9 protein-coding genes are annotated in these 22,279 nt (G+C 71.0%); 5 read left to right on the plus strand and 4 right to left on the minus strand.

What is annotated here, in order from left to right; genetic code table 11:
* Positions 1–5: 5 nt before the first annotated feature.
* From M2421_RS17985 to M2421_RS17995, 3 genes are all read right to left on the minus strand, one after another.
* Positions 6–1,403 carry a hypothetical protein gene (locus tag M2421_RS17985; RefSeq protein ID WP_259209343.1) on the minus strand — a complete coding sequence of 466 codons (1,398 nt, stop codon included), beginning with the start codon at positions 1,401–1,403 and terminating at the stop codon, positions 6–8.
* A gap of 70 nt (positions 1,404–1,473) precedes the next feature.
* Positions 1,474–3,003, minus strand: a complete 1,530-nt coding sequence (locus tag M2421_RS17990; protein WP_259209345.1) for a hypothetical protein — start codon at positions 3,001–3,003, stop codon at positions 1,474–1,476.
* A complete protein-coding gene (locus M2421_RS17995; RefSeq protein ID WP_259209347.1) occupies positions 3,000–4,688 on the minus strand; it encodes a molecular chaperone HscC in 1,689 nt (562 codons plus the stop codon). The genes M2421_RS17990 and M2421_RS17995 overlap by 4 nt, the downstream gene beginning before the upstream one ends.
* A gap of 128 nt (positions 4,689–4,816) precedes the next feature.
* Between M2421_RS17995 and M2421_RS18000 the strand changes: the two genes are divergently transcribed.
* The 5 genes from M2421_RS18000 to M2421_RS18020 all read left to right on the plus strand — a co-directional run bounded on the left by M2421_RS18000 (position 4,817) and on the right by M2421_RS18020 (position 20,254).
* Positions 4,817–6,964 carry a S46 family peptidase gene (locus M2421_RS18000; protein WP_259209349.1) on the plus strand — a complete coding sequence of 716 codons (2,148 nt, stop codon included), beginning with the start codon at positions 4,817–4,819 and terminating at the stop codon, positions 6,962–6,964.
* A gap of 76 nt (positions 6,965–7,040) precedes the next feature.
* Positions 7,041–7,787 (plus strand): response regulator transcription factor, encoded by a 747-nt coding sequence (locus tag M2421_RS18005; protein ID WP_259209557.1) that lies wholly within the window; start codon positions 7,041–7,043, stop codon positions 7,785–7,787.
* 209 nt (positions 7,788–7,996) lie between these two features.
* Positions 7,997–15,883, plus strand: coding sequence for an SdrD B-like domain-containing protein (locus tag M2421_RS18010; RefSeq protein ID WP_259209351.1), 7,887 nt, complete (start codon positions 7,997–7,999; stop codon positions 15,881–15,883).
* The gene (locus M2421_RS18015; RefSeq protein ID WP_259209353.1) at positions 15,880–19,233 is read left to right on the plus strand and encodes a hypothetical protein; all 3,354 of its coding nucleotides are present in this window, start codon (positions 15,880–15,882) and stop codon (positions 19,231–19,233) included. Before M2421_RS18010 ends, M2421_RS18015 begins: the two co-directional genes overlap by 4 nt.
* Positions 19,234–19,243: 10 nt before the next feature.
* Positions 19,244–20,254 (plus strand): OmpA family protein, encoded by a 1,011-nt coding sequence (locus M2421_RS18020; RefSeq protein ID WP_259209355.1) that lies wholly within the window; start codon positions 19,244–19,246, stop codon positions 20,252–20,254.
* A gap of 12 nt (positions 20,255–20,266) precedes the next feature.
* On the opposite strand, the gene M2421_RS18025 is transcribed toward M2421_RS18020, so the two are convergent.
* Positions 20,267–22,198 carry a tetratricopeptide repeat-containing diguanylate cyclase gene (locus M2421_RS18025; RefSeq protein ID WP_259209357.1) on the minus strand — a complete coding sequence of 644 codons (1,932 nt, stop codon included), beginning with the start codon at positions 22,196–22,198 and terminating at the stop codon, positions 20,267–20,269.
* Between the last annotated feature and the right edge of the window lie 81 nt (positions 22,199–22,279).

Consider the following 22,279-nt stretch of genomic DNA (forward strand, 5'->3'; position numbering starts at 1 on the left):
GCGGCTCACGACCGCGGGTCGTGAGCCGTGCGATTGGACCAGCGCAGCCGGTCGCGGTGCTGGTGCAGGTCCTGCGCCCACCACACCAGCGCCATCCCCCAGGCGGGGACGATGGTCAGCAGCGCCAGCACCCGCCAGAGTCCCCGAAATTCATCGGCGTTGGGAGTGAAGGGACCGCAGCGGGCCAGCAGCCGCTGCCACGCGACGTGCAGGATGATCGCGTTGGCCACCAGCAGGCCCGCCAGCGCGGCCACCGGGATGCCGGGGGTCAGGCGCAGGGCCAGCCACAGGCTGCCCATGGCGCTGGCGACCAGCAGCGGAATGGTCAGGATGCGCAACCCGGGCAGGGCGGTGGGCATCTGTTCCGGCGCGCGCTGCCAACGCACCAGTGCGCGCAGGGCCACGCCGGACAACCACAGCGTCGGCACGAACAGCGTTCCGATCAGCATGATCAGGATGGCGCGCTGGGTGCCGCTGAACTGGCCATCGCCGGTCGGCGGCAACGGCCAGCTGCCCAGCACGCCCCACAGGCAGACCAGCCCGCAGAAGGCGGCCAGCGTGCCGGCGCGCAGCGCGCCGCTGAGCAGGTGGATGCGATCGCCTTCGTTGCCGAAGCGCGCCCAGAACGCGACCTGCGCAGGGGCCAGGCCAGGCGGTGTCTCCCGGGTGGTCCAGAAGTCCAGGGCGCGCAGCACGCCGATGGCTTCGTTGACGCGCGGGGGCACCAGCGTGGTCAGCAGGTTGCGCCACAGCGGGCGGTCCTGGCGCAGGCTGCGCAACACGCTGCTGTCGGGCAGCAGCAGGCTGTCGGTGACGTCCAGGTAGCGCTGGGCCAGGCTGGCGGCGCCCTGCGGCGACAGCAGCCAGGCCTGGTGCCAACGGCGCACGGCGGCCTCCAGGTCCCAGCGATCGATGTCCCCGCGCAGGTCGTCCCAGGCGAAGCATGCGGTGAGGCAGGCGACCACCGGCGGCGGCAGCGGTGGGTCGCCGGCCTGGAGGGCCTGCAACACGGCCTCGCCGATGGCCGGCTTGTCGCCGAGCGACCACAGTTCCGGTTGCTGCTGCAGCCAGGCCTCGAGCGTGGCGGCGTCGTGCTCCCTGGCGAAGGCGGCGATGCGGCTGCCTACCGCGTCGACATCCACCGCCGATGCCCATGGCCGGGCCGGGGCGGCTGCAGGCGCGTCGGCACGGGCAGGGACGCCCCGGCCGGGAGGGGGAGGGCCATCGTCCTGCGCCTGCACCCATGCCAGCGCATCCTGGTAGGCCGCGTGCAGGTGCTGGAACGCCTCCGGATCGTCGTCCGGCCGGGTAACCCGCAGCCGTTGCGCGTACGCGCGCTTGACCGCGCGCACGTCGACCGGTGTGCCGTCATCCAGGCCCAGCCAGGTCAGGCCCCAGCTCATGCGCGCTGTTCAAGGCGCAGCGCGCCCGCGGTGCCCGGACGCGCCGGCCCGGGGCGCGCTGCGTGGCGCCTCACCGATGCACGACCTTGGTCATCGCATCCACCGTCCAGGCCAGCAGCGCGCCGACCACGGCGATCTCGCCGAACATCAGCGCCAGCCCGCCCAGTTTCAGGAACGGCCAGATCCCGAGCAGCAGCCAGCCGTTGAACTGGAAGACGTAGCCGGCGCGATGCCACCAGCGCCGGATCGACAGGCCGAGCGTGGCCCAGGCCAGCGCGCTGCCGGCGACGCGCGCATCGCCGAGGTGGATGACCAGCAGCGCGCCGATCGCCAGGAGCGGGATCAGCCACAGCCGCAGCAGGGGCCAGCGCACCGGCGGGTGTTCCTCGGCGAGTTGCCATTGGCCGAGGCTGCGCAGCGGCAACAGCAAGGCGCCCACCCCCATCACCAGCAGCGCCGCGTACACACCCTGCATCGCGACGGCGGGAGCGCGCCCCAGCACGCCGAGCAGCGTCATCACCGCAAGCACCACCAGCGCGCACAACGCACTGCGCAGCAGCGCCAGCTGCATGCGTGGCCAGCTCAGCCGCTGGCCATCGGCGAGTGCGCGCCAGAACGCGACCTGTGCCGGCCGCAGCGGCGGGACCGCATCGTCGGCATCGTGCACGCCGAGCAGGTCGAGGGTGTCGCGCATGGCGGCCACGCGATGTGCCGGCCATGCGTCCCAGAGCGCGCGCCAGGGTTGCCAGGGACGGGTCAGGCGCTGCAGGCGGGTGCGCGCCTCGTCCGCATTGACCGGTGCCTGCGGGCGGTGCAGGTAGCGCGCCAGCCCGTGCTGGTTGCGCGGCTGCAGCACCCACAGCCGATGCAGGCGCAGCCGGCACGCATTCGCTTCGTAAGGGTCCAGGCCGCTGCCAACGTCGTCCCAGCCGAAGCACTGGGCGAGCAGGTCGAAGTTGTCGGCGCAGATCGGCGCATCGTGGGTCAGCAGGTGGTGCAGCACGTGGTCGCCGATCAGCGGCTTGTCGCGCAGCGACCACAGTTCCGGGCGCAGCTGCAGCCAGCGTTCGAACGCGGCCGGTTCGGACTGCTGGGCTTCGGCGATGACCCGCTGCGCGAAGGTGCCCGGATCGAGCTGCGCCGCTGCCGGTTGCGGCAGCGGCTCGGTCGCACGCGCGGGTGCGGCCGGGGCAGCGGGCGGGAAGGTGGTGTCACCCCGGTCCAGGATGCGCACCGGGTCGTGCGCGTCCGCGTCATCGACCACGGCCGTCCAGACAACCTCGGCCGGCGCCGCGGTGGCGTCGTGGGCGAACGAGCGCGCCAGCGCCTGGTCCAGCGGCAGCGCTTCTGCGATGCCGGTGGCCTGCGCGGCGGACAGGTCGTGCCCGCGGTTGTCCTCGTTCTCGTCCTCGTCTTCGTCCTGCCAGTGCGCGCGATGGCGCGCCCAGTCCAGCGCGGCCTGGTAGGCCTGGTGCAGCTGCTGGAACGCGACCGGGTCATCGTCGGGCCGGGTGGTGCGCAGGCGCGCGGCGTAAGCGCGCTTGACCGCGCGCTCGTCGGCATCCTCCGCCAGGTCGAGGGCCGCGTGGCCCCAGCTCATGCGTCGCGTTCCAGCGCGTCCATCGCCGCGGACAGCTCACCGCGGTGCTGGTCGATGCGCTTGATGTCCTGGCTGTCCAGCGCGTGCCGGAACTGCTCCAGCCACGATTGCAGCAGGTCGCGCTGGTCCAGGTACTCCTCGTACAGGCGCTCGGCGCGGGCCACGGTGGCCAGGTTCTGCTGCTGGTCGCGCGGGTGGATCTTCAGGTCCTGCAGGGCCAGCAGTCGCTCACGGATGTCCTGCGCGGAGAGCAGCCCGGGATTCTGTTCCAGGATCAGTTCGTGGCGGGTGCCGCTGGCGTCTTCGGTGACTTCCACCTGCAGCAGGCCATTGACGTCGTAGGTGAAGCGGGTGGTGACGGCCTTGTCGGCGGCCGTGCCCTGGCGCGACAACGGCACGCGCAGTTCGCCCAGCTTGATGTTCTTGTCCACCGTCGGGCTTTCGCCCTGGTAGATGTCGATCACCACCTCGCGCTGGTCGTCGCGCATGGGGAAGAAGCGGTCCTCGCGGCTGACCGGGACCACGCTGTTGCGCTGGATGATCGGGTGGAAGTACCCGCTGCGCTCGCTGCCGTCCGGCCCGCGCCGCGATACCTGGGTGCCCAGGGTGTAGGGGCAGACGTCGGTGAGCACGATCTCGCGCAGGCTCTGGTCGCGGTCCTTCAGGCCCGCCGCCACGGCCGCGCCCAGCGCGATCGCCTGGTCGGGGTGGATGTGGCGCAGCGGCAGCCGGCCGAACATGCGGGTGACCAGGCGGCTGATCATCGGCATGCGCACCGCGCCGCCGACCAGCACGATGTCATCCAGCGCCTCCGGCTTGAGCCGGGCGTCGCGGATGGCGCGTTCGATGGGCGCCCGCATGCGCTGCAGCAGCGGCTCGCACAGCTGGGCGTAGCGGGTTTCGTCGAGCTGCCAGGACAGCTCGCGGCTGCCCAGCGCGATCTCCAGGCGACCGTCGCCCTGCTGGCTCAGCTCGCGCTTGAACAGCTCCAGCCGGCGCAGCAGCTGGGCCTGCTCGGCGCTGGACAGGCTGGCCGGGTCCAGGTCGTTCTCGGCGTGGAAGGCCTGGGCCAGCACGTGCAGGAAATCTTCGCCGCCGAGGAAGTTGTCGCCGGCGCTGGCATGCACTTCGATCACGCCGTCGAACAGCTCCAGGATCGAGACGTCGAAGGTGCCACCGCCGAGGTCCAGCACCAGCACGCGGCCCTCCTCGTCGCGCTGCTGCAGGCCGTAGGCGAGCGCCGCGGCGGTCGGTTCGTTGATCAGCCGTTCCACGCGGATGCCGGCCAGCTCGCCGGCCGCGCGCGTGGCCTTGCGCTGTGCATCCGAGAAGTAGGCCGGCACGCTGATCACCGCTTCCTCCACCGGCTGCCCGAGCGCGGCCTCGGCATCGGCCAGCAGCGAGCGCAGCACCAGCGCGGACAGCTCCTCCGGCCGGAACCGGCGGCCGCCGAGGCGGACCTCGCGGTCGCTGCCCATCCAGCGCTTGAAGTTGGCCACGCTGTGCTGCGGGTGGCTGACCAGGCGGTCGCGGGCCGGCTGGCCGACCAGCACGGCGTCATCGACCAGGCTGACCACCGAGGGGGTCAGCAGCTCGCCGTGCGCGTTGGGGAACAAGCGTGGGCCATCCGTGCCATGGATGCCGATCAGCGAATGGGTGGTGCCCAGGTCGATACCGACGATCATCTGCGTCCGTCCGTTGTGTGCAGAAAAACGCGATTGTAGGAGCGCAGCGCACCCCTGACCATCGGGCGTTGCCCGACGCCGCCCCAATGGCTATGGTTCCGGCTCGTTCTGACGTACCGGATGTGCCCATGTCGCCACGCAACCCCCTGACCGCCGCCCTGGCCCTCGGCCTCACCCTCGCCGCCGGCGCCCACGCCGATGAAGGCATGTGGATGCCGACCCAGCTGCCGGAACTGGCCAAGCCGCTGAAGGCGGCCGGCTTCAAGGGCGACCCGGCCGACCTGGCCAACGTGACCGCCGCGCCGCTGAGCGCGGTGGTGCGGGCCGGTGGCGGTACCGGTTCGTTCGTGTCCGGCGACGGCCTGCTGCTCACCAACCACCACGTGGCGATGGGCGTGATCCAGTACAACAGCTCGCCCGAGCACAACCTGATCGACGACGGCTTCATCGCCCAGGGCCGCAGCGACGAACGCGCCGCCAACCCGGACTTCCGGGTGCTGGTCACCACCGGCTTCGACAAGGTCACCGAGCAGGTACTGGGCGCGGCGCGCGGCAAGACCGGCCGGGCCTATTTCGATGCCGTGGACCGTGCCAGCAAGCAGCTGGTGGCCGACTGCGAGAAGGACGGCAACGTGCGCTGCAGCGTGGCCGACATGTACTACGGCACCGATTTCTACCGCATCCGCCAGTTGGAGCTGAGCGATGTGCGCCTGGTCTACGCACCGCCGCGTGCGATCGGCAACTACGGCGATGAGATCGACAACTTCATGTGGCCGCGCCACACCGGCGATTTCACCCTGCTGCGCGCCTACGTGGGCAAGGATGGCAAGCCGGCCCCGTACAGCCCGGACAACGTGCCCTACCAGCCGCCGGCCCACCTGAAGATGGCCATCGATGGGCCCAAAACCGGCGACTACGCGATGCTGGCCGGCTACCCGGGCATCACCTACCGCCACCGCACCGCCGCCGAGTTCGCCGGGCAGATCGATGCGGTGCTGCCGCGCCGTGTGGCGGTGTTCCAGCAGATGATCGACACCATCGAGGCGGCCACCGCCAAGGATGCGCAGGCGCGCACCCGCTATGCCTCGCAGCTGCAATCGCTGAAGAACAACCGCAAGCGCGCCGCCGGCGAGCTGGAAGGCCTGCTGCGCAGCGATGCCAAGGCCCAGCGTGCCGCCGATGAAACGGCCATGCTCAAGGCCACCGACGCGCGTTACCAGGGCGACATCCAGGCCCTGCTGGGCTCGCTGTCGCAGGGCGCCTCGGTGGGCGAACGCGACCTGCTGCTGGACCTGCTCTCGACGCAGAGCCAGCTGCTGCGTTCGGCACTCACCCTGGAACGGCTGCGCATCGAGTCGGCCAAGCCCGATGCCGAGCGCGAGAGCGGCTACCAGCAGCGCGACCTGGCGCTGATCGAAGGCGTGCTCAAGCAGGTCCAGCGCCGATATGCGCCGGCGGTGGAAAAAGCCCTGCTGACCAGCCTGCTCACCCGTTACCAGCAGCTGCCCGACGCGCAGCGCGTGCCCGAGTTCGATGCGGCCTTCGGCCGCACCCCGGCGGCGTTGGCCAAGGCGCTGGATGGCCTGTATGCCGCCACCACGCTGGGCGACGAAGCCCAGCGCCTGTCGCGCTTCAACGCGGCCAGGGAAGGCAAGCCACTGGCCCGTGATCCGCTGATCGACCTGGCCGGCCCGCTGGTGGCCGCGCAGCTGCGCCTGGACGACCAGGCCAAGGAGCGCGCCGGCGAGCAGCTGCGCCTGCGCCCGGCCTACATGCAGGCCCTGTTCGCCTGGCGCGCCAGCCAGGGCCGTGCGGTGTACCCCGATGCCAACCGCACCCTGCGCATCAGCTACGGCAAGGTGGAGGCGCTGTCGCCGCGCGATGCGGTGCATTTCGACCCGGTGACCACCGTGGCCGGGATCGTCGAGAAGAACACCAACGCCTACCCGTTCGATGCGCCCAAGCCGCTGCTGGCCGCGATCGCCAAGGGCGACTTCGGCTCCACCGCCGATCCGGTGCTGAAGACCCAGACGGTCAACTTCCTGACCAACCTGGACACCACCGGCGGCAACTCCGGTTCGCCGGTGCTCAATGCCAAGGGTGAGCTGATCGGGCTGAACTTCGACAGCAACTGGGAGTCGGTCAGTGCCAGCTGGTGGTTCGACCCGCGCTACAAGCGCGCGGTGCACGTGGACATGCGCTACCTGCGCTGGCTGCTGGCCAAGGTCTACCCGGCGCCCGAGCTGCTGAAGGAAATGGGCGTCCCGGCCGAATGACCCGCGGGTGGGCCACGACCGCCGGTCGTGGCCTACACTGCGTGCTGGCGCTGGGGAGCGGACACACGTGGTGGCAATGCAGGACGAGGACGACGGCACGACGCCGACGACGGCACGGCGGGATCTGCACGGGCTTCGGGTCTGGGTGGTCGAGGATGATCCGGAGCTGCTCGCGCTCAGCGTGGACGACCTGCGCTGGCGTGGCGCCGAGGCGATGGGGCTGGACAGCGCCGAGGCGCTGTACCGGGCCCTGGCGGTGGGCCGTTGCGACATCGTGGTCCTGGACGTCGGCCTGCCCGGCGAAGACGGCTATGCCGTGGCCCGGCACCTGCGCCGGATCGCCGATATCGGCATCGTGATGCTGACCGGGCGTGGCAGTTCCCATGAGATGGCCCACGGGCTGTCGCTGGGTGCCGATGTCTACCTGGTCAAACCGCTGGACGGCGACCTGCTGGCCGCCGCACTCACCAGCCTGCGCCGCCGCCTGCCCGCGGCGGCACCGATCGCGCATGCCGCGCCTGCAACCGGTACCTGGCGATTGCAGGCGGACGGGTGGGACCTCTGCGCCCCCAACGGCGCGGTGTTGGCGATCACCCGCGCCGAACGTGGTTTCCTGCGGGCGCTGCTGGCCGCGCCCGGCCGCCCGGTCGAGCGCGACGCGCTGATCGCCGCGGTCACCGATGAACCCTGGGACTTCGATCCGCATCGGCTGGAAGTGCTGGTGCATCGGCTGCGCACGCGGGTGCGCGGGGGGATCGGCCTCACCCTGCCGGTGCGCGCGCTGCGCGGGGCCGGCTACCTGTGGACCGACGAGGCGTCCTGAGCCCTACCCATGGGGTGCGTGTGAGCAAGTGAGAGCAACCGTGAGGTGCTGGTACTGCCTTTGCACGCCGCCCTCACCAGAATCCCTGCCGCCTCCGGCCAACCGGCCGAGGCCGCGCGTCCGTCGTCGACGGCGCGCCATGAATGCCAGGGAGGCGGGTCTGCAATCGCGGCTGCGGCCCTGGCTTTGTCGCCAGCAGGGGAACAGTCGTGCACAAGCAGCAGGTTCGGACGGATGCCGTCGCAGGCATCGCATCGTCGTGGGGTTCGTCGTGGCGCGTACGCGGCTGGCGGCTGCTGTGCGGCAGCCTGCTGGGCTGCCTGCTGGCACCCGCCGCCATGGCCGCCAATCTCAGCGTGTCGCAGCTGTCCGACTCGACCAGCGGCTGGCTGCGTGGGGATGGCACCGCCTCGGGCACGGCGAGCAGCGATCCGGCGCCGGTCGGGGCGATCGTGGTGTACGACGTCACCCTGTCCAACAGCGATACCGCCGCAGCCAGCGGCGTCGCGGCGATCTTCGACCTGCCGGCCAATACCCGCGCCTACCAGCTGCCTGCCGCCTGCACCGCGCAGACCGATACGCGCATCGTCTGCCGCTACGCCAGCTTCCCCGGCCAGGCGGCCGGTGGCATCAGCTTCCAGCTCAAGGTCGATACCCAGAACGCGCAGCCGGGCACCACCAAGGTGGTGGCGGCGATCGGCAACGAATCGGCCCTGCCGCCGTCGACCACGCCGGTCGCCAGCCTGACCAACGCCGATCCGTTCTTCGCCGGTGACAGCAACCCGGCCAACAACCGCCTCGAACAGAACACCACGCTGACCGCCGGCGCCGACCTGGGCCTGACCAAGAGTGGCAACCCCGCCTCGGTGATCGCCGGCGGCGAGGTGACCTACACCCTCACCGTGCGCAACGCCGGCCCCAGCCCGTCCACCAACTTCCAGGTGATCGACACGCTGCCGGCCGGCTTCGCGGTGGTCCCGGGCAGCTTCAGCGGCACCGGCTGGACCTTCAATTACGGCTCCACCACGGCCACCCACGCCGGCAGCCTGGCCAATGGGCTGACCAGCACGTTCACCTTCCGTGCCAAGGCCAACGTGTCCAGCGGCGCGGTCACCAACTCCGCGCGCGTGGCCGCCAACGGCACTCCGGACCCCCGTCCGGACAACGACGTGGCCACCGCCAACACCGTGGTGACCACCGGTGCCGACGTGACCGTGGCGATGGTCGCTTCGCCGGCCCCCGCCGCCACCGACGGGCCGGTGGTGTTCACCGTCACCGCCGACAATCTTGGCCCGGAGGCCTCCAGCGGCGTGAGCGTGACCGGCCAGCTGCCGGCGGGCTTCAGCTTCACCGGCACCGGCTCGCTGCCGGCCAACTGGACCTGCACCAGCCCGACCCCGACCACGTTCTCCTGTTCGCGCAGCGGTGCGATGCCGGCCGGCAGCAAGGACATCCTGCAGATCCAGGCGACGGCCCCGGCCACGCCCGGCAATGTCACGGCCACCGTGCAGATCCAGTCGGCGCTCACCCCCGACCCGAACGATGCCACCCATGGCACCAACAACAACATCGCCACCACCGCGCTGACCGTGCTCGCCGATGGCGCCGACCTGCGCCTGGCCAAGAGCAAGCTGGGCAGCAACGAAAACGGCGAAGTGGTGCCGGTCGGGACCACCTCGGCCAGCAACATGACCTCCACCCTGCGCCTGTGGAACAACGGCCCGGCCCGCATCACCGCCGGTGCGCAGATCGTGGACGTGCTGGCCGATGGCGAGGAATTCATCGCCACCACCGGACCGTTCAGCTGCTCGGCAGTGCCGGCCGCGTACACCCCGGGCACGCGCCAGGTGGTGACCTGCGATTTCACCGGCACCTACCCGGTGGCCGTCGCCACCGGCACCGGCAATGGCAACGCGTTCGCCACGCTGGTGATGACCACCCGCGCGCGCGCGGCCGGGGTACTGACCAACAACGCCTGCACCGGCGGTTCGGCACCCAGCGGTGGCCCGGCCTCGCTGGAGCCGACCACCGACAGCGGCGTCAACCAGGACAAGATCACCGGCAACGACTGCGCCGGCAGCGGCATCCGCGCCACCGACGATGCGGCCAACCTGTCGATCACCAAGGTCGCCAGCACCGAAGCCGGCGGCGACAAGGTGGTGGGCGTCACCGAAACCTGGGCCGAGTACCTGCTGACCGTGCGCAACAGCGGTGCCGATACCGCCGGCGTGGTGGTCAACGACCCGCTGCCGGGCTTCCTGGACAACAACCGCACCGTGGTGGACATCACCGCGCCGGCCGGTTGGCCGGCCGCCAACTGCCGCATCAACAGCGGCAGCCTGATCTGCGAATCGGGCAACGTGGTGCTGGCCCGCAACGCCACCGCTGTGATCCGCCTGCGCCTGCGCACGGCCGGCAACACCCCGGGCATCCTGTTCGACAGCGTCGGCAAGACCGCCGCCAGCGGCGCCAACGCGGCCTGCGTGGCGGCCGGCACGGTACCGGCGTCGGGCCACTTCCATTGCAACCGCGCCGGCGTTGGCGTGGACGGTCGCATCACCGGCTCGGTGGGCGAGTCGGACTGGAGCGACAACTACGCCACCGACTGGCTGCGCGTGGAGCGCGTGGCCAACATGCAGACCGTCGAGAAGGTGATCACCAGCGGCGACAACAGCGGTCGTGCCGGCGTGGTCGCCGACTACCGCATCCAGTACCGCAACCAGGGCCCGTCGGCGATCCCGCGGGTCGCCTTCACCGATACCTTCACCCTGCCGGCCGGCGACAGCGGCTTCGTGCTGGTCAACGCGCGTCTGGCCTCCAACAACCAGGCCTGCACCATCACCGCGATGGAGACGGGCATCACCGCCAGCAACACCGCTGGCGGCATTTCCTACCGCAATACCGATACCGCGAACCCGCGCACGCTGACCCTGACCTGCCCGGCGGTGGCGTTGGCCAATGGCGCGGTGGACACCGTCAACCTGGGCATCCGCCCGAACGTCAACGCCAGCAACACCGGCCGTGTGTTCGACAACGTGGCCGGTTTCAGCTTCCCCGATGGCGCCACCGGCAGCGATGCCAACGGCAGCTGGAACTACAACCTGGTCAGCACCGCGGCCGATGACACCCGGCAGGCGCGGCTGACCTTCGGCGAAGGCCGGGTCGACCTGCTGGTGCAGAAGAACGACCAGGGCTTTGCCGGTGGCATCGACCCGCTGGGCTTCGACCCGCAGGTGCCGGCCAACAACTACCTCACCTATCGGGTGACGGTGGGCAACCAGGGCCCGTCGCTGGCCAGCGATACCCGCATCCGCGACAGCCTGGTGCCGCCGGATGGCCGCACCGTGACCTTCATCGGCGCATCGACGACGGCCGGCGGTAGCTTCAACGTGGCCGGCTGCAGCGTGGTGGAAGGCAGCAACCCGTTCACCGGCAACGGCAGCAGCGCGATGGTGCTGGACTGCCTGATGCCGGGCGCCGGCTTTGCCGGCAGCAACGAGGACGGCACCGTGGCCGCCGGCGCGGAGAGCGAACTGTTCCTCCGCTACCGCTACGACAGCGCGCCGGGCGGCGGCGGCGATACCTTGAGCAACACCGCGCTGGCGCACTCGGCCGAAACCCGCCAGGGCGCCGACCTGACCGCCGGCGATGCCAACCGCGCCGACAACAGCACCACCGAAACCACCAGCGTGTTCATGCGCTCGGACATGACCGTGCGCAAGACCATGGTGACCGTCTCGCCGGGGGCCGCCCCGAGCGTGGCACTGCCGGCCAGCGTGGCCGGCGTCACCGTGCGCCAGCCGTTCTGGTACGTCATTACCGGCGTCAACAATGGCCCCGGCCAGAGCCTGTCGCGCGACCGCAGCGCCACCGCGCAGCTGCGTGGTACCGGCACCGTGGTGGTGGATACGCTGCCGGCCGGCGTCCAGGTCACCGGCCCGGTCACCTGGCAGAAGCAGGGCCCGGCCTACGCCGGGGCCACCCCCGATGGCAGCGGCACCTGCAGCGTGCTCGACCGGGTGGTGACCTGCGAAGTGGGCGACACCACCTTCGCCACCGGCAACCCCGGCCAGGTCCGCATCCTGGTGCCGGCGATGTGGCCGCAGCTGCCGGCCGGCAGCACCGCACCGCGTGGCAGTGCCAGCAACCATGCGCAGATCAGCACCGAGCAGGTCGACGAGAACCCGGCCAACGACAGCGTCGATGTGCCGCTGGACGTAGTCAACCTGTCGCTCGCCGGCAAGGTGTTCGTGGATAGCGACCAGGCCGCCGGCAACGGCGGCACCGTGCAAGCCGGTGAAGCCGGCATTGCCGGTGTGTCGATCCGCCTGAGCGGCACCGATGCCTACGGCCAGGCGGTCAACCTGACCGTCACCACCGATGCCAGCGGCCAGTACCGCTTCGACAACCTGGCCCCGTCCGACGCGGCCGGCTACACCGTGCTGGAAGTGCAGCCGGCCGGCTATGCCAATGGCCGCATCGATCCGCCCACCAGTGGCGCGCAGGCCGCGACCTTCAACCCGGACAGCTACCAGGCCGGCAGCCCGGACAGCCGCTACGTGGTGCTGCTGGGCACCGACGTGGCCGTGCCCGGTGGCACGATCGGCAGCGTCGGCGCGGTGGCGGTGAACTACAACTTCCCCGAAGTGCGGCGCCCCAGCCTGTCCGGTTACGTCTACGTGGACCTGGACTTCAACAACCAGCGCACCGTGGGCACCGACAGCGCCATCGTCGGTGCCAGCGTGGAGCTGCTGGACGCCAGCACCGGCGCGGTGCTGGCCACCGTGCAGACCGACGCCAACGGCCACTACCGTTTCGACGACCTGGACCCGCACCTGCTGTACGCCGTGCGCGAGCCCTTGCCCAATGGCCCCTATACCAACCGGCCGAGCGCCGTGAACGCGGGCACCATCGGTGCCGCGGCCTGCGCCGTCGGCACGTGCGTGGTGGGCACCGGCGTGGCCAGCCCGGGCGGGCCGGACGCGGCCAGCACCGACCGCATCACCGGTATCGACCTGGGCACCGGTGCCGATGGGGAGAACTTCAATTTCGGCGAGAACCCCAACGGCAGCTCGATCGCCGGGCGGGTCTGGCTGGACCTGGACAACGACGGCGTCATCGACCCGACCGAAACCGGCCTGGGCGGCGTGGAGATCGTGCTCACCGGTACCGACCGCAACGGCCAGCCGGTGCAGTTGACCACCACCACCGCCGCCGACGGCAGCTACGCCTTCGTCGGCCTGCTGCCGGGCACCTACGTGGTGACCGAACCGACCCAGCCGGGCAACACCCTCAACGGCACCACCGTGCCCGGCGACAAGGGCGGCACCGCGACCTCGCCGGAGACCGTGCCATCGGCGATCAGCACGATCGTGCTGGGCAGCAACGAAGCGGCCGCGGCCTACAACTTCGGCGAGATCCCGATCGCCTCGATCGCCGGCCGCGTGTACTACGACAACAACGACAACGGCAGCATCGACGCCGACGAAACCGGCATCGCCGACGTGCAGATCGTGCTCACCGGCACCGATGACGCCGGGCAGCCGGTCAACCTCACCACCCGCACCGATGCGCAGGGCAACTACAGCTTCCCCAACCTGCGCCCGGGCAGCTACGTGCTGACCGAACCGGACCAGCCGGCCTACACCACCAACGGCATCACCAGCGCCGGCACCGTGCAGGGCAGCGTGGTGGGCGTGGCCACCGACCGCACGACGGTACCGTCGGCGATCAGCCAGGTGGTGCTGGGCGCGGGCATGCAGTCGGTGCAGAACAACTTCGGCGAAGTGGCCGACACCCCGGACCTGGTGGTCAGCAAGCGCGCCACCACGGCCGTGTTCACCGTCAACCATGCAGCCGAGTACCAGATCCAGGTGCGCAACATCGGCCCACGCCAGACCCTGGCCGGCTACGAGGTGCATGACCGCCTGCCGGTCGGCCTGACCCTGCTCGACACGCCGACCGGCAACGGCTGGCTGTGCGAGGGCGCGGCCGGCGCACAGCGCTTCGTGTGCCGCAGCAGCACGCTGATCGCTGCCGGTGCGACCCTGCCCGATGCGATCACGGTCAAGGTGAAGGTGGGCGCCGACGCGGCCAATGGCAGCACCGTGCACAACGCGGTGCTGGTCCAGGGCGGTGGCGAAGATGCGCCGCACGGCCCGAGCCCGGCCGAACGCGCGGCGTTCGAGGGCGATGTCACCGCGCTGCCCGAGTGCGATCCGGCGATCACCCTGAACGTGTGCCGCGTGCCCAGCAAGGTGCAGCTCAGCGCCTCGGTGGGGGGCACGGTGTGGTACGACGTGGGGGGCGATGACCAGCTGCTCGATGGCGGCGACCAGCGCCTGCCGGCCTGGATCGTCGAACTGGTCGACCCGGCCACGGGCGAGGTGGTGGCCAGCCAGGTCACCGCGGCCGATGGCAGCTACCGATTCAACGACGTGCTGCCGGGAGTGAAGTGGAACATCCGCTTCCGCGACCCGCGCTCGAACATCGTCTGGCCGCACCCGGTCACCCGCGAGAGCGTGGCCGGCGTGCAGGCCATCTGCGACGCCGCCGGCGCCATCGCGCGCGCCGGTACCAGCGCCTGCCAGGTCAACGACAACGCCAGCAGCGTGCTCGAGGTGGTGCTGGCACCGGGCCAGTACCTGCCGCAGCAGAGCCTGCCGGTGGATCCGTCCGGCGTGGTCTACGACGCGGTGTCGCGCGACCCGGTGCCCGGTGCGATCGTGACCCTGTCGCCGGTGGGCATGTGCAGCGGTTACGACCCGCGCACCGCCGTGCTCAATGCAGGCCAGGGCGGCTACCGCATCGACGGCAACACGATCTCGATGACCGTGGGCAGCGAGGGCTTCTACCAGTTCGCCTTCGGCCCCGCCGCGCCGGCCCGCTGCGAGTTCCAGCTCAGCGTGACCCCGCCGGGCGGCTATGCGTTCGTGTCCACCCTGATCCCGCCGCAGGACGGTACCTTGTCGCCGCTCGGCGGCGGCGGCGCCAACCACGTGGTCCAGCCCAACACCGCAGCGCCCACCGGCGCGGTCGGCACGGCCACCCAGTACTACCTGGGCCTGTTCGGCGGTTCGGACACCGCCGCGATCGTGCACAACCACCTGCCGCTGGACACCGCGGTGGCCACCGGGCTGGCGATCAGCAAGAACGGTGACCGCCAGACCGCCGAGATCGGCGACACCGTGCAGTACACCATCACCGTGCGCCAGACCGCCGGCAGCGCGCTGCGCACCGTCAACGTGGTCGACCGCCTGCCGCGTGGCTTCACCTACATCGACGGCACTGCCCGTGCCGATGGCCGCGCCGTGGTCGACCCGGACGGCAAGCCGGGCCCGCTGCTGGGCTTCCGCCTCGGCTCGATCAGCGTGGGGGGCCAGATCGTGCTGACCTACCGCGTGCGGGTCGGCGTGGGTGCGCAGCAGGGCGATGGCATCAACCGCGCGCAGGCGTTCGGTTGCGCCTTCGACGGCGGCTGCATCAGCACCGACAGCCTCACCCCGCTGCCCGGCGCGCTGCCCTCCAACCGCGCCGAGTACCGCGTGCGGGTCACCGGCGGCGTGTTCACCGACCAGGCCTGCGTGCTCGGCAAGGTGTTCGTGGACTGCAACAACAACCACGTGCAGGACCGCGAGGAACTGGGCATCCCCGGGGTGCGCCTGTACTTCTCCGACGGCACCTGGGTGATCAGCGATTCGGAGGGCAAGTACAGCTACTGCGGCCTGCCGCCGCAGAGCCACACCCTGAAGGTGGATGCCGCCACCCTGCCGCTGGGGGCGCGCCTGACCACCAGCAGCAACCGCAACCTGGGCGATGCCGACAGCCTGTTCCTGGACCTCAAGAACGGCGAGCTGCACCGCGCCGACTTCATCGAGGGCAGCTGCGCCAACCCGGTGCTCGAGCAGGTCAAGGCGCGCCGCACCCAGGGCGAGGTGCGCGCACCGGAAACCGAAACCGGGCAGCCGCCGTTGCGCTTTGACAGCAAACCCGCGCGGGCGCCGCAGCAGGCGACCGACTCGGCCAACCAGAGACCGATCGTGCATCCCAGGACCCTCCCGCCTGCCGCAGGCGCCGCCGTGGAGGTGCAGCCATGAGCCGCCGCCATCCGCTGACCCGCCTGCCGCGGCTGAGCCTGCTGGCGTGTGCGCTGGCTGCCGCGCCGGCGATGGCGCAGAGCGTGGGCACCCCGGGCCGCTTCACCCCGGTGCTCGGCGAGGCCTCCAGCCTGTATCCGCGCAGTGCCACCAGCACCGACGCCGCGCCGCGCGCGCTGGACGGTGCCGCGGCGGGCACCCTGGACCGCATCGTGGTCGAGCTGGATCGCGACGGCGTGCCGGCCGATGGCCAGAGCGCCGTGCACGTGCGCGTGCAGCTGCTGGATGCGCAGGGCCGCGCGCTGAGCGGCAGCCGCTACGCCACGATCGAACACAGCGCCGGTCGCATCCGCCTGCCGGGCTCGCGTACCGATGAGCTGGGCCCGGGTGCACTGGATGCCGACACGATCACCCCGGGCGTGCAGCTGCAGGTGGTCGATGGCCTGGCCGAGTTCGACCTGCTGGCCCCGCACGATCCGCAGGACGTGCTGCTGCGGGTCACCGCGGGGGCGGAGACTGCGCAGGGCAGCATCGCCTTCCTGCCGGAAATGCGCGAGATGCTGGCCACCGGCCTGATCGAGGGCGTGGTCAACTTCCGTCGTCGCAACACGGCCGGGCTGGTCGCGCCGGTGGACCACGACGACGCGTTCGACCGCGATATCCGCCGCTGGGAACGCCAGTTCAACAACGGCAAGGCCAATGCCGCCGCGCGCACCGCGTTCTTCGTCAAGGGCCGGATCAAGGGCGAGTACCTGCTCACCGCGGCCTACGATTCGGACAAGGACACCCGCGGCCGGCTGCTGCGTGACATCCAGCCGGAGGAGTTCTATCCGGTCTACGGCGACGCATCGCTGCGCGGCTTCGATGCGCGCTCGGCCGAACGCCTGTACGTGCGCGTGGACAACCGCCGCAGCTACCTGCTGTATGGCGACTTCCAGACCGGCGACGGGCTGGCCACGGTTACCGGCATCGGCGGCAGCGGCGCGCTGCCGCAGCGCAGCCTGGGCACCTACAACCGCACCGCCACCGGCCTGGGCTGGCATTTCGAAAGCGAGCGCGTGCGCAGCAACGTGTTTGCGATGCAGGATTCGCTGCGCCAGGTGATCGAGGAGTTCCGCAGCCAGGGCAGCGGCCCGTACGCGCTGCGCAACAACGCCGTACTCGAAGGCAGCGAGCGGGTGGAAGTGATCGTGCGCGACCGCAACCAGCCCACCCGCATCGTCTCGGTGCGCGCGCTGGCGCGGCTGGTCGACTACAGTTTCGAGCCGTTCTCCGGGCGCATCCTGCTCAACCAGTTCCTGCCGGCGTTCGACAGCGACCTCAACACGGTCTCGCTGCGCATCACCTACGAACTGGACCAGGACACCGAGAAGTTCTGGGTGGCCGGTGCCGATGCCCAGGTCAAGCTGGGCGAGCGCATGGAAGTGGGGGCGGCGGTGGTCGACGACCGCAACCCGTATGCCCAGTTCAGCATGGGCAGCGCCAACGCCAGCTACCGCTTCGGCGACAGTACGCTGCTGGTGGCCGAGTTCGCGCGTACCCGCAGCGAGGTCAACACCAACACCATCAACCAGGTCACCTCGCAGGGGCTCAAGGACGTCACCGGCGAGGTCGAGGGCGATGCGTGGCGGGTCGAGTTCGCGCATGACGGCGCGCGCTTCGACGCGCGTCTGTTCGCCGCCCGCACCGATCCGGCCTTCAACAATCCGGCGGCGCCGTTGTACGGCGGCCGTGGCGAATACAACGCCCGGCTCGGCTACCGGGTCGGCCCGAAGCTGGAGCTGTACGCCGAAGGCCTGCGCAGCGAAGACCGCAACCCGGACGGTGGCAAGCGCGACGCCGGCGGTGCCGGCGTGCGCATTGGCGCCAGCGAGCGGCTCACCGTGGACGTGGGCGTGCGCAGCATCCGCGAGACCATCGGCGTGACCTCGCCGTGGTCGTCGGGCGTTCCCTTCGGTGACGCGGGCGGGCTCACCGGTGGCTTTGCCACCGGCAGTGGTGGCGGCGCGCTCGGCTATGGCCAGCAGGCGCTCGATCCGCTCACCGGGTTGATGGTGATCAACGGCAGCAGCGGCAGTCCGATCACCAGCGACCTGCCGGTGGGCACCGAGCTGGCGTCGGACAGTGCCCGCATCGGCCTGGGTTATCGCGTCAGCGATCGCCTCAGCGCCGGTGCCGAGGTGGAGCAGAGCGTCAGCGGCGAAGATCGCAAGCGCCTGGCGGCCGGCCTGGATTACCAGGTGTTCGAACGCAGCCGCGTCTACGGCCGATACGAGAAGCAGACCGGCCTGACCAGCGCGTATGGCATCACCACCACCGACCGCGAGGCCGATGCGCTGGTGTTCGGCATCGACAGCAGCTACCTGCGCGATACCCAGACCTTCAGCGAGTACCGGTTGCGCGACTCGATCAGCGGCCGCGACGTCCAGGCCGCATCGGGCATCCGCAACACCTGGGATATCGCCGAGGGCCTGCGCCTGGGCAGCTCGGCCGAGCACGTCAAGGTGATCGACGGCAGCGCCGGCGACACCACCGGCCTGGCGCTCGCGCTGGACTACAGCGCCAACCCGCTGTGGCGCGGTGCGATCCGCGCCGAGCACCGGATCTCCGAGGATGTGCCGGACACCGCGACCAACGAGGCTTTCAACACCACGCTGCTGCAGGCCATGCTGGCCCGCAAGCTCAGCCGCGACTGGACGCTGCTGGCCCGCAACTACCTGCTCAGCACCCGCTACGACGCGCGTGGCGACGTGCTGCAGGACCGCTTCCAGCTCGGCGTGGCCTACCGCGATACCGACCGCAACCGGATCAATGCGCTGGCCCGCTACGAGTACAAGCTCGAACGCGATGAGAGCGGGCTGACCCTGTCCGATGGCGCGGCCGTGGATGGCAGCAGCCAGGACGTGCGCACGCGCGCGCACATCGTCTCCACCCATGCCGACTGGCATCCGTCGCGGCCGTGGTGGCTGACTGGGCGCATTGCCGGCAAGTGGCAGCAGGACCAGTTCGCCTACGGCGACGGGGTGCGCGTCAACAGCCGTTTCCATGCGGTGCTGGTGTCCGGGCGGGTGGTGTATGACATCACCGAAAACTGGGACATCGGCGTGCTCGGCTCGACCTTCCGCGGCCAGACCGGCGCCAACCAGTACGCCTGGGGCATGGAAGTCGGGCGCCTGCTGCGCCAGAACCTGTGGCTGTCGGCCGGTTACAACTGGAGCGGTTTCACCGGCGACCGCGATCTCAATGGCTACGAGTACACCCAGCAGGGCGTGTTCGTGCGCCTGCGCTTCAAGTTCGATGAAGACCTTTTCCGGCCGGACCCCGTCCGCTACCGCGACCCGGCACGCTGAGGATGCCCCGATGACCACGCTTTCCCCGATTTCCCGAGTTGTCCCCGCGCTGCTGGTGGTGGCCATCGCCACCACGCTGGCCGGTACCGCCGCTGCCCAGCAGACCCGGCTGCGGCCGGAGCAGCAGCGCATCACCGATGCGGCCATCCATGCCGACCACCAGGCCTACGAAGCGACCCAGGGCCGCATCCAGGCGCTCAACGACGGCGGCCGGCCGATCCGCGACTACCACCTGTCCAAGGCGCAGTGCTGGCTCGACGTGTCCTTCCACGAGTACAGCCGCAACGACCGCAGCGACTTCCCGCAGCAGGCGCTGACCGAGTCGGAAACGCTGATCGTGGGCATGGAGCAGGGCGCCTCGCCGCTGCCGACCGACACGCCGCTGGTCAATGGCGCCAAGTACCTGCGCGATGACCTGTGGCAGCGCCTGCGCGTGCTGCACGGCGCGCCGGGGTTCAGTTGCGCGCAGCAGCAGGTGGCCTGTGGCGAGGTCGAACTGGTGCATGCCGGCAACGAGTTCAACCAGCAGCAGTGGCGCCATTCCAAGCCGTACATCCAGATCGCCGAGGAGCTGGTCAACGATGCCGAAGCGGCGGCGCGCCAGTGCGAGGTGGGCACGCCGGTCGCGGCGTCACCGACCCCACTGGTGGCCAACGTGCTGTTCGAGTTCGACCGCGACGGTTACCGCGACATCCGCACCTATTCGCTGGAGAGCGTGGACCGCGCACTGGCCAGCGTGCGCAGCGAAGCGCTGCAGCTGCGCGGCATCGCGCTGGTCGGGCACGCCGACCGCATGCAGGGGCGTGGCTTCGATGCCAACCAGGCGCTGTCCGAGCGGCGCGCCCGCACCGTGCGCGATCTGCTGGTCGGCCGCGGCATCGACCCGGCGTTGATCCGCTACGAGTACCGCGGCGATACCCAGCAGGTGCAGCAGTGCGATGGCGTGCGTCCGCGCGCGGCGCTGCTGGAATGCCTGCTGCCCAATCGCCGGGTGGAAGTGCGTTTCGATGTGACGCGCTGAGGCGACAGGCCCTCAGTCGCGGGGCCCGGTCGCCGCCTCGGTGGTAGCCGGGTGGGGCCGCGCCGGCTCCGGCCGCGGCGGTGTCCACGGCAGCGGTCGGCTGCCGGCCAGCGTCACCCAGCCCAGCACCTGCGCTTCGGTCGGATCGTGCAGCACGCTGTACAGGTCGACCTCGCTGCCGGTGGCTGCGCCCCAGAGGCAGGCCCAGGCGTTGCGGCCGCTGCGGCGCGCGCTCTGCAGGGCGCGGTCGGCCGCGCGCAGGCTGTCGTCCAGGTGCGCGGGTTGGTCGGCGAACAACGGCAGCGGGGCCAGGCCCAGGCTGGCGCTGAGGGTGATCGGCTGCCCGGGGCGGGTGTCCACCAGCAGGTGCTCGATGCGGGTGCGCAGGTGGTTGGCCAGCGCCTGCGCGGCGGCCTCGGAGGTGTCGTGGCGCGCGACCAGGAACCGGGTGCCGCCCCAGCGGGCCACCAGGTCGCCGCGGTCCACGGCGCTGCGCAGGCAGCGCGCCACCGCGCGCAGTACCGCATCGCCGCCCGCCTGGCCGTGGCGGTCGTTGAGTGCCTGGAAGTCGTCGATCTCCAGCAGCAGCAGCGCACTGCGCCGCTGGCCCGATGGCCGGGCATCGCCCAGCAGGCGTTCGGCCTCGTGCCGGCTGGGCAGCCCGGTGACCGCATCGGTCCGGCTCAGCGCCGCCAGTTCGTGGCGCTGGCGGCGCAGGCGCAGGATCAGGACGGCCGCGATCGCCAGTACCGCCAGCAGCGCGGCCACCGCGCTGTTGCGGACCACCCGCACCCGTCCCAGGTCCTGTTCGGCGTTGACCTCGGCCGGTGCGATGTGGCGCTCGGCGCTGGCCTGCAGCCTGGCCAGGCGGTTGAGGGTGTCGCCCTTGCTGCGCGCCTGGTCCAGGTCGCGCGCCTGGCGGGCCACCTGCAGCGCCTGCTGGCGCAGGCCGAGCAGCGTGTAGGCATCGCCGAGCACATCCAGGCCATGGCGGATCTCATCGGTGAAGTGGCCGCTGTCGGCCAGCGCCTGCGCCTGTTCGGCCAGGGCCAGGCCCTGGGCGGCCTGGCCGCGGTCGAGCGCCACCCGGGCCAGGCGCTGCAGGGTGATGATCCGGCCCTGCGCGTCCTGCGTCGTCTGCCAGGCCAGGGCCTGGTCCAGCCCCTTCTGGGCCCGGTCCAGTTCGCCGCGCACGCGCTGGATCTCGGCGCGGTGGCTGCCGATGCGGTGCATCAGCAGCTCCTGGCCGTTGAGCCGTGCGCCGATCGCGGCCGCACGATCGAAGGCGGTCTGCGCCTCTTCGTAGCGTTGCATCGACAGCAGCGCATAACCGACGTTGTAGTGGATCAACAGGTCGCCCGGGTTGGGCGGCCGGCGCAGGTGCTCGCTCAGCGCGGCGGCCTTCTGCAGGTAGGTCAGCGCGCCCTGGGCATCGCCCATCGCATCGCCGCGGATCATCGCGATCTGCATCAGCGCGCTGATCTGGCCGTGCACGTCGCGGGTGCGTACCGCATCGTCGAGCAGGGTGCGGGTCAGCTCCAGGGCCTGGGCCTGGTCGCCGCGCCACAGCAGCAGGTGCGCGGCCAGCGCACGTGCGCGCTGGGTGTCCTCGGCGCTGGCATCGGCGCGTGCGGCGGCGGCCAGCAGGCGCTCGGGCAGGCCCTCGGTCTGCGCCAGGCGGCCCTGCGAACGCAGCGCCATGCCCAGGCAGCCGATCGCCCCGATCTCCACCGAGGTGGGCAGCGTCGGTCGCGCCAGCAATGCCGTGGCGATCTGCAGCGATGTCTCCGGGGTGCTGGCCAGCAGGGCATTGCACTGCTCCACCTGGGCGATCAACGGCCGCCCATCGCCCGGGCGCTGTGCCTGCGCAGGCAAGGTGGAAACGGCAAGGGCAACGCACAGCAGCGCAGGCAGACTGCGCCGGACACGCGACAAGCAGTTCATGGTCCACAACATCCTGGCGGCGATCCGGCGGAGGCGGGCGTGGCGGCGAGAAGGCTGCCGCCAATCGGGGGATGCCGGATC

It is taken from the genome of Stenotrophomonas sp. BIGb0135 (genome assembly GCF_024810105.1).
Lineage (GTDB): Bacteria > Pseudomonadota > Gammaproteobacteria > Xanthomonadales > Xanthomonadaceae > Stenotrophomonas > Stenotrophomonas maltophilia_AB.

Bases quoted from the DNA above. Each gene is read 5' to 3' on its own strand.
- M2421_RS18020 (WP_259209355.1), top strand. From the start codon at position 19,244: ATGACCACGCTTTCCCCGATTTCCCGAGTTGTCCCCGCGCTGCTGGTG.
- M2421_RS18015 (WP_259209353.1), top strand. From the start codon at position 15,880: ATGAGCCGCCGCCATCCGCTGACCCGCCTGCCGCGGCTGAGCCTGCTG.
- M2421_RS17985 (WP_259209343.1), bottom strand. From the start codon at position 1,403: ATGAGCTGGGGCCTGACCTGGCTGGGCCTGGATGACGGCACACCGGTC.
- M2421_RS18005 (WP_259209557.1), top strand. From the start codon at position 7,041: ATGCAGGACGAGGACGACGGCACGACGCCGACGACGGCACGGCGGGAT.
- M2421_RS17990 (WP_259209345.1), bottom strand. From the start codon at position 3,003: ATGAGCTGGGGCCACGCGGCCCTCGACCTGGCGGAGGATGCCGACGAG.
- M2421_RS18025 (WP_259209357.1), bottom strand. From the start codon at position 22,198: ATGAACTGCTTGTCGCGTGTCCGGCGCAGTCTGCCTGCGCTGCTGTGC.
- M2421_RS17995 (WP_259209347.1), bottom strand. From the start codon at position 4,688: ATGATCGTCGGTATCGACCTGGGCACCACCCATTCGCTGATCGGCATC.
- M2421_RS18000 (WP_259209349.1), top strand. From the start codon at position 4,817: ATGTCGCCACGCAACCCCCTGACCGCCGCCCTGGCCCTCGGCCTCACC.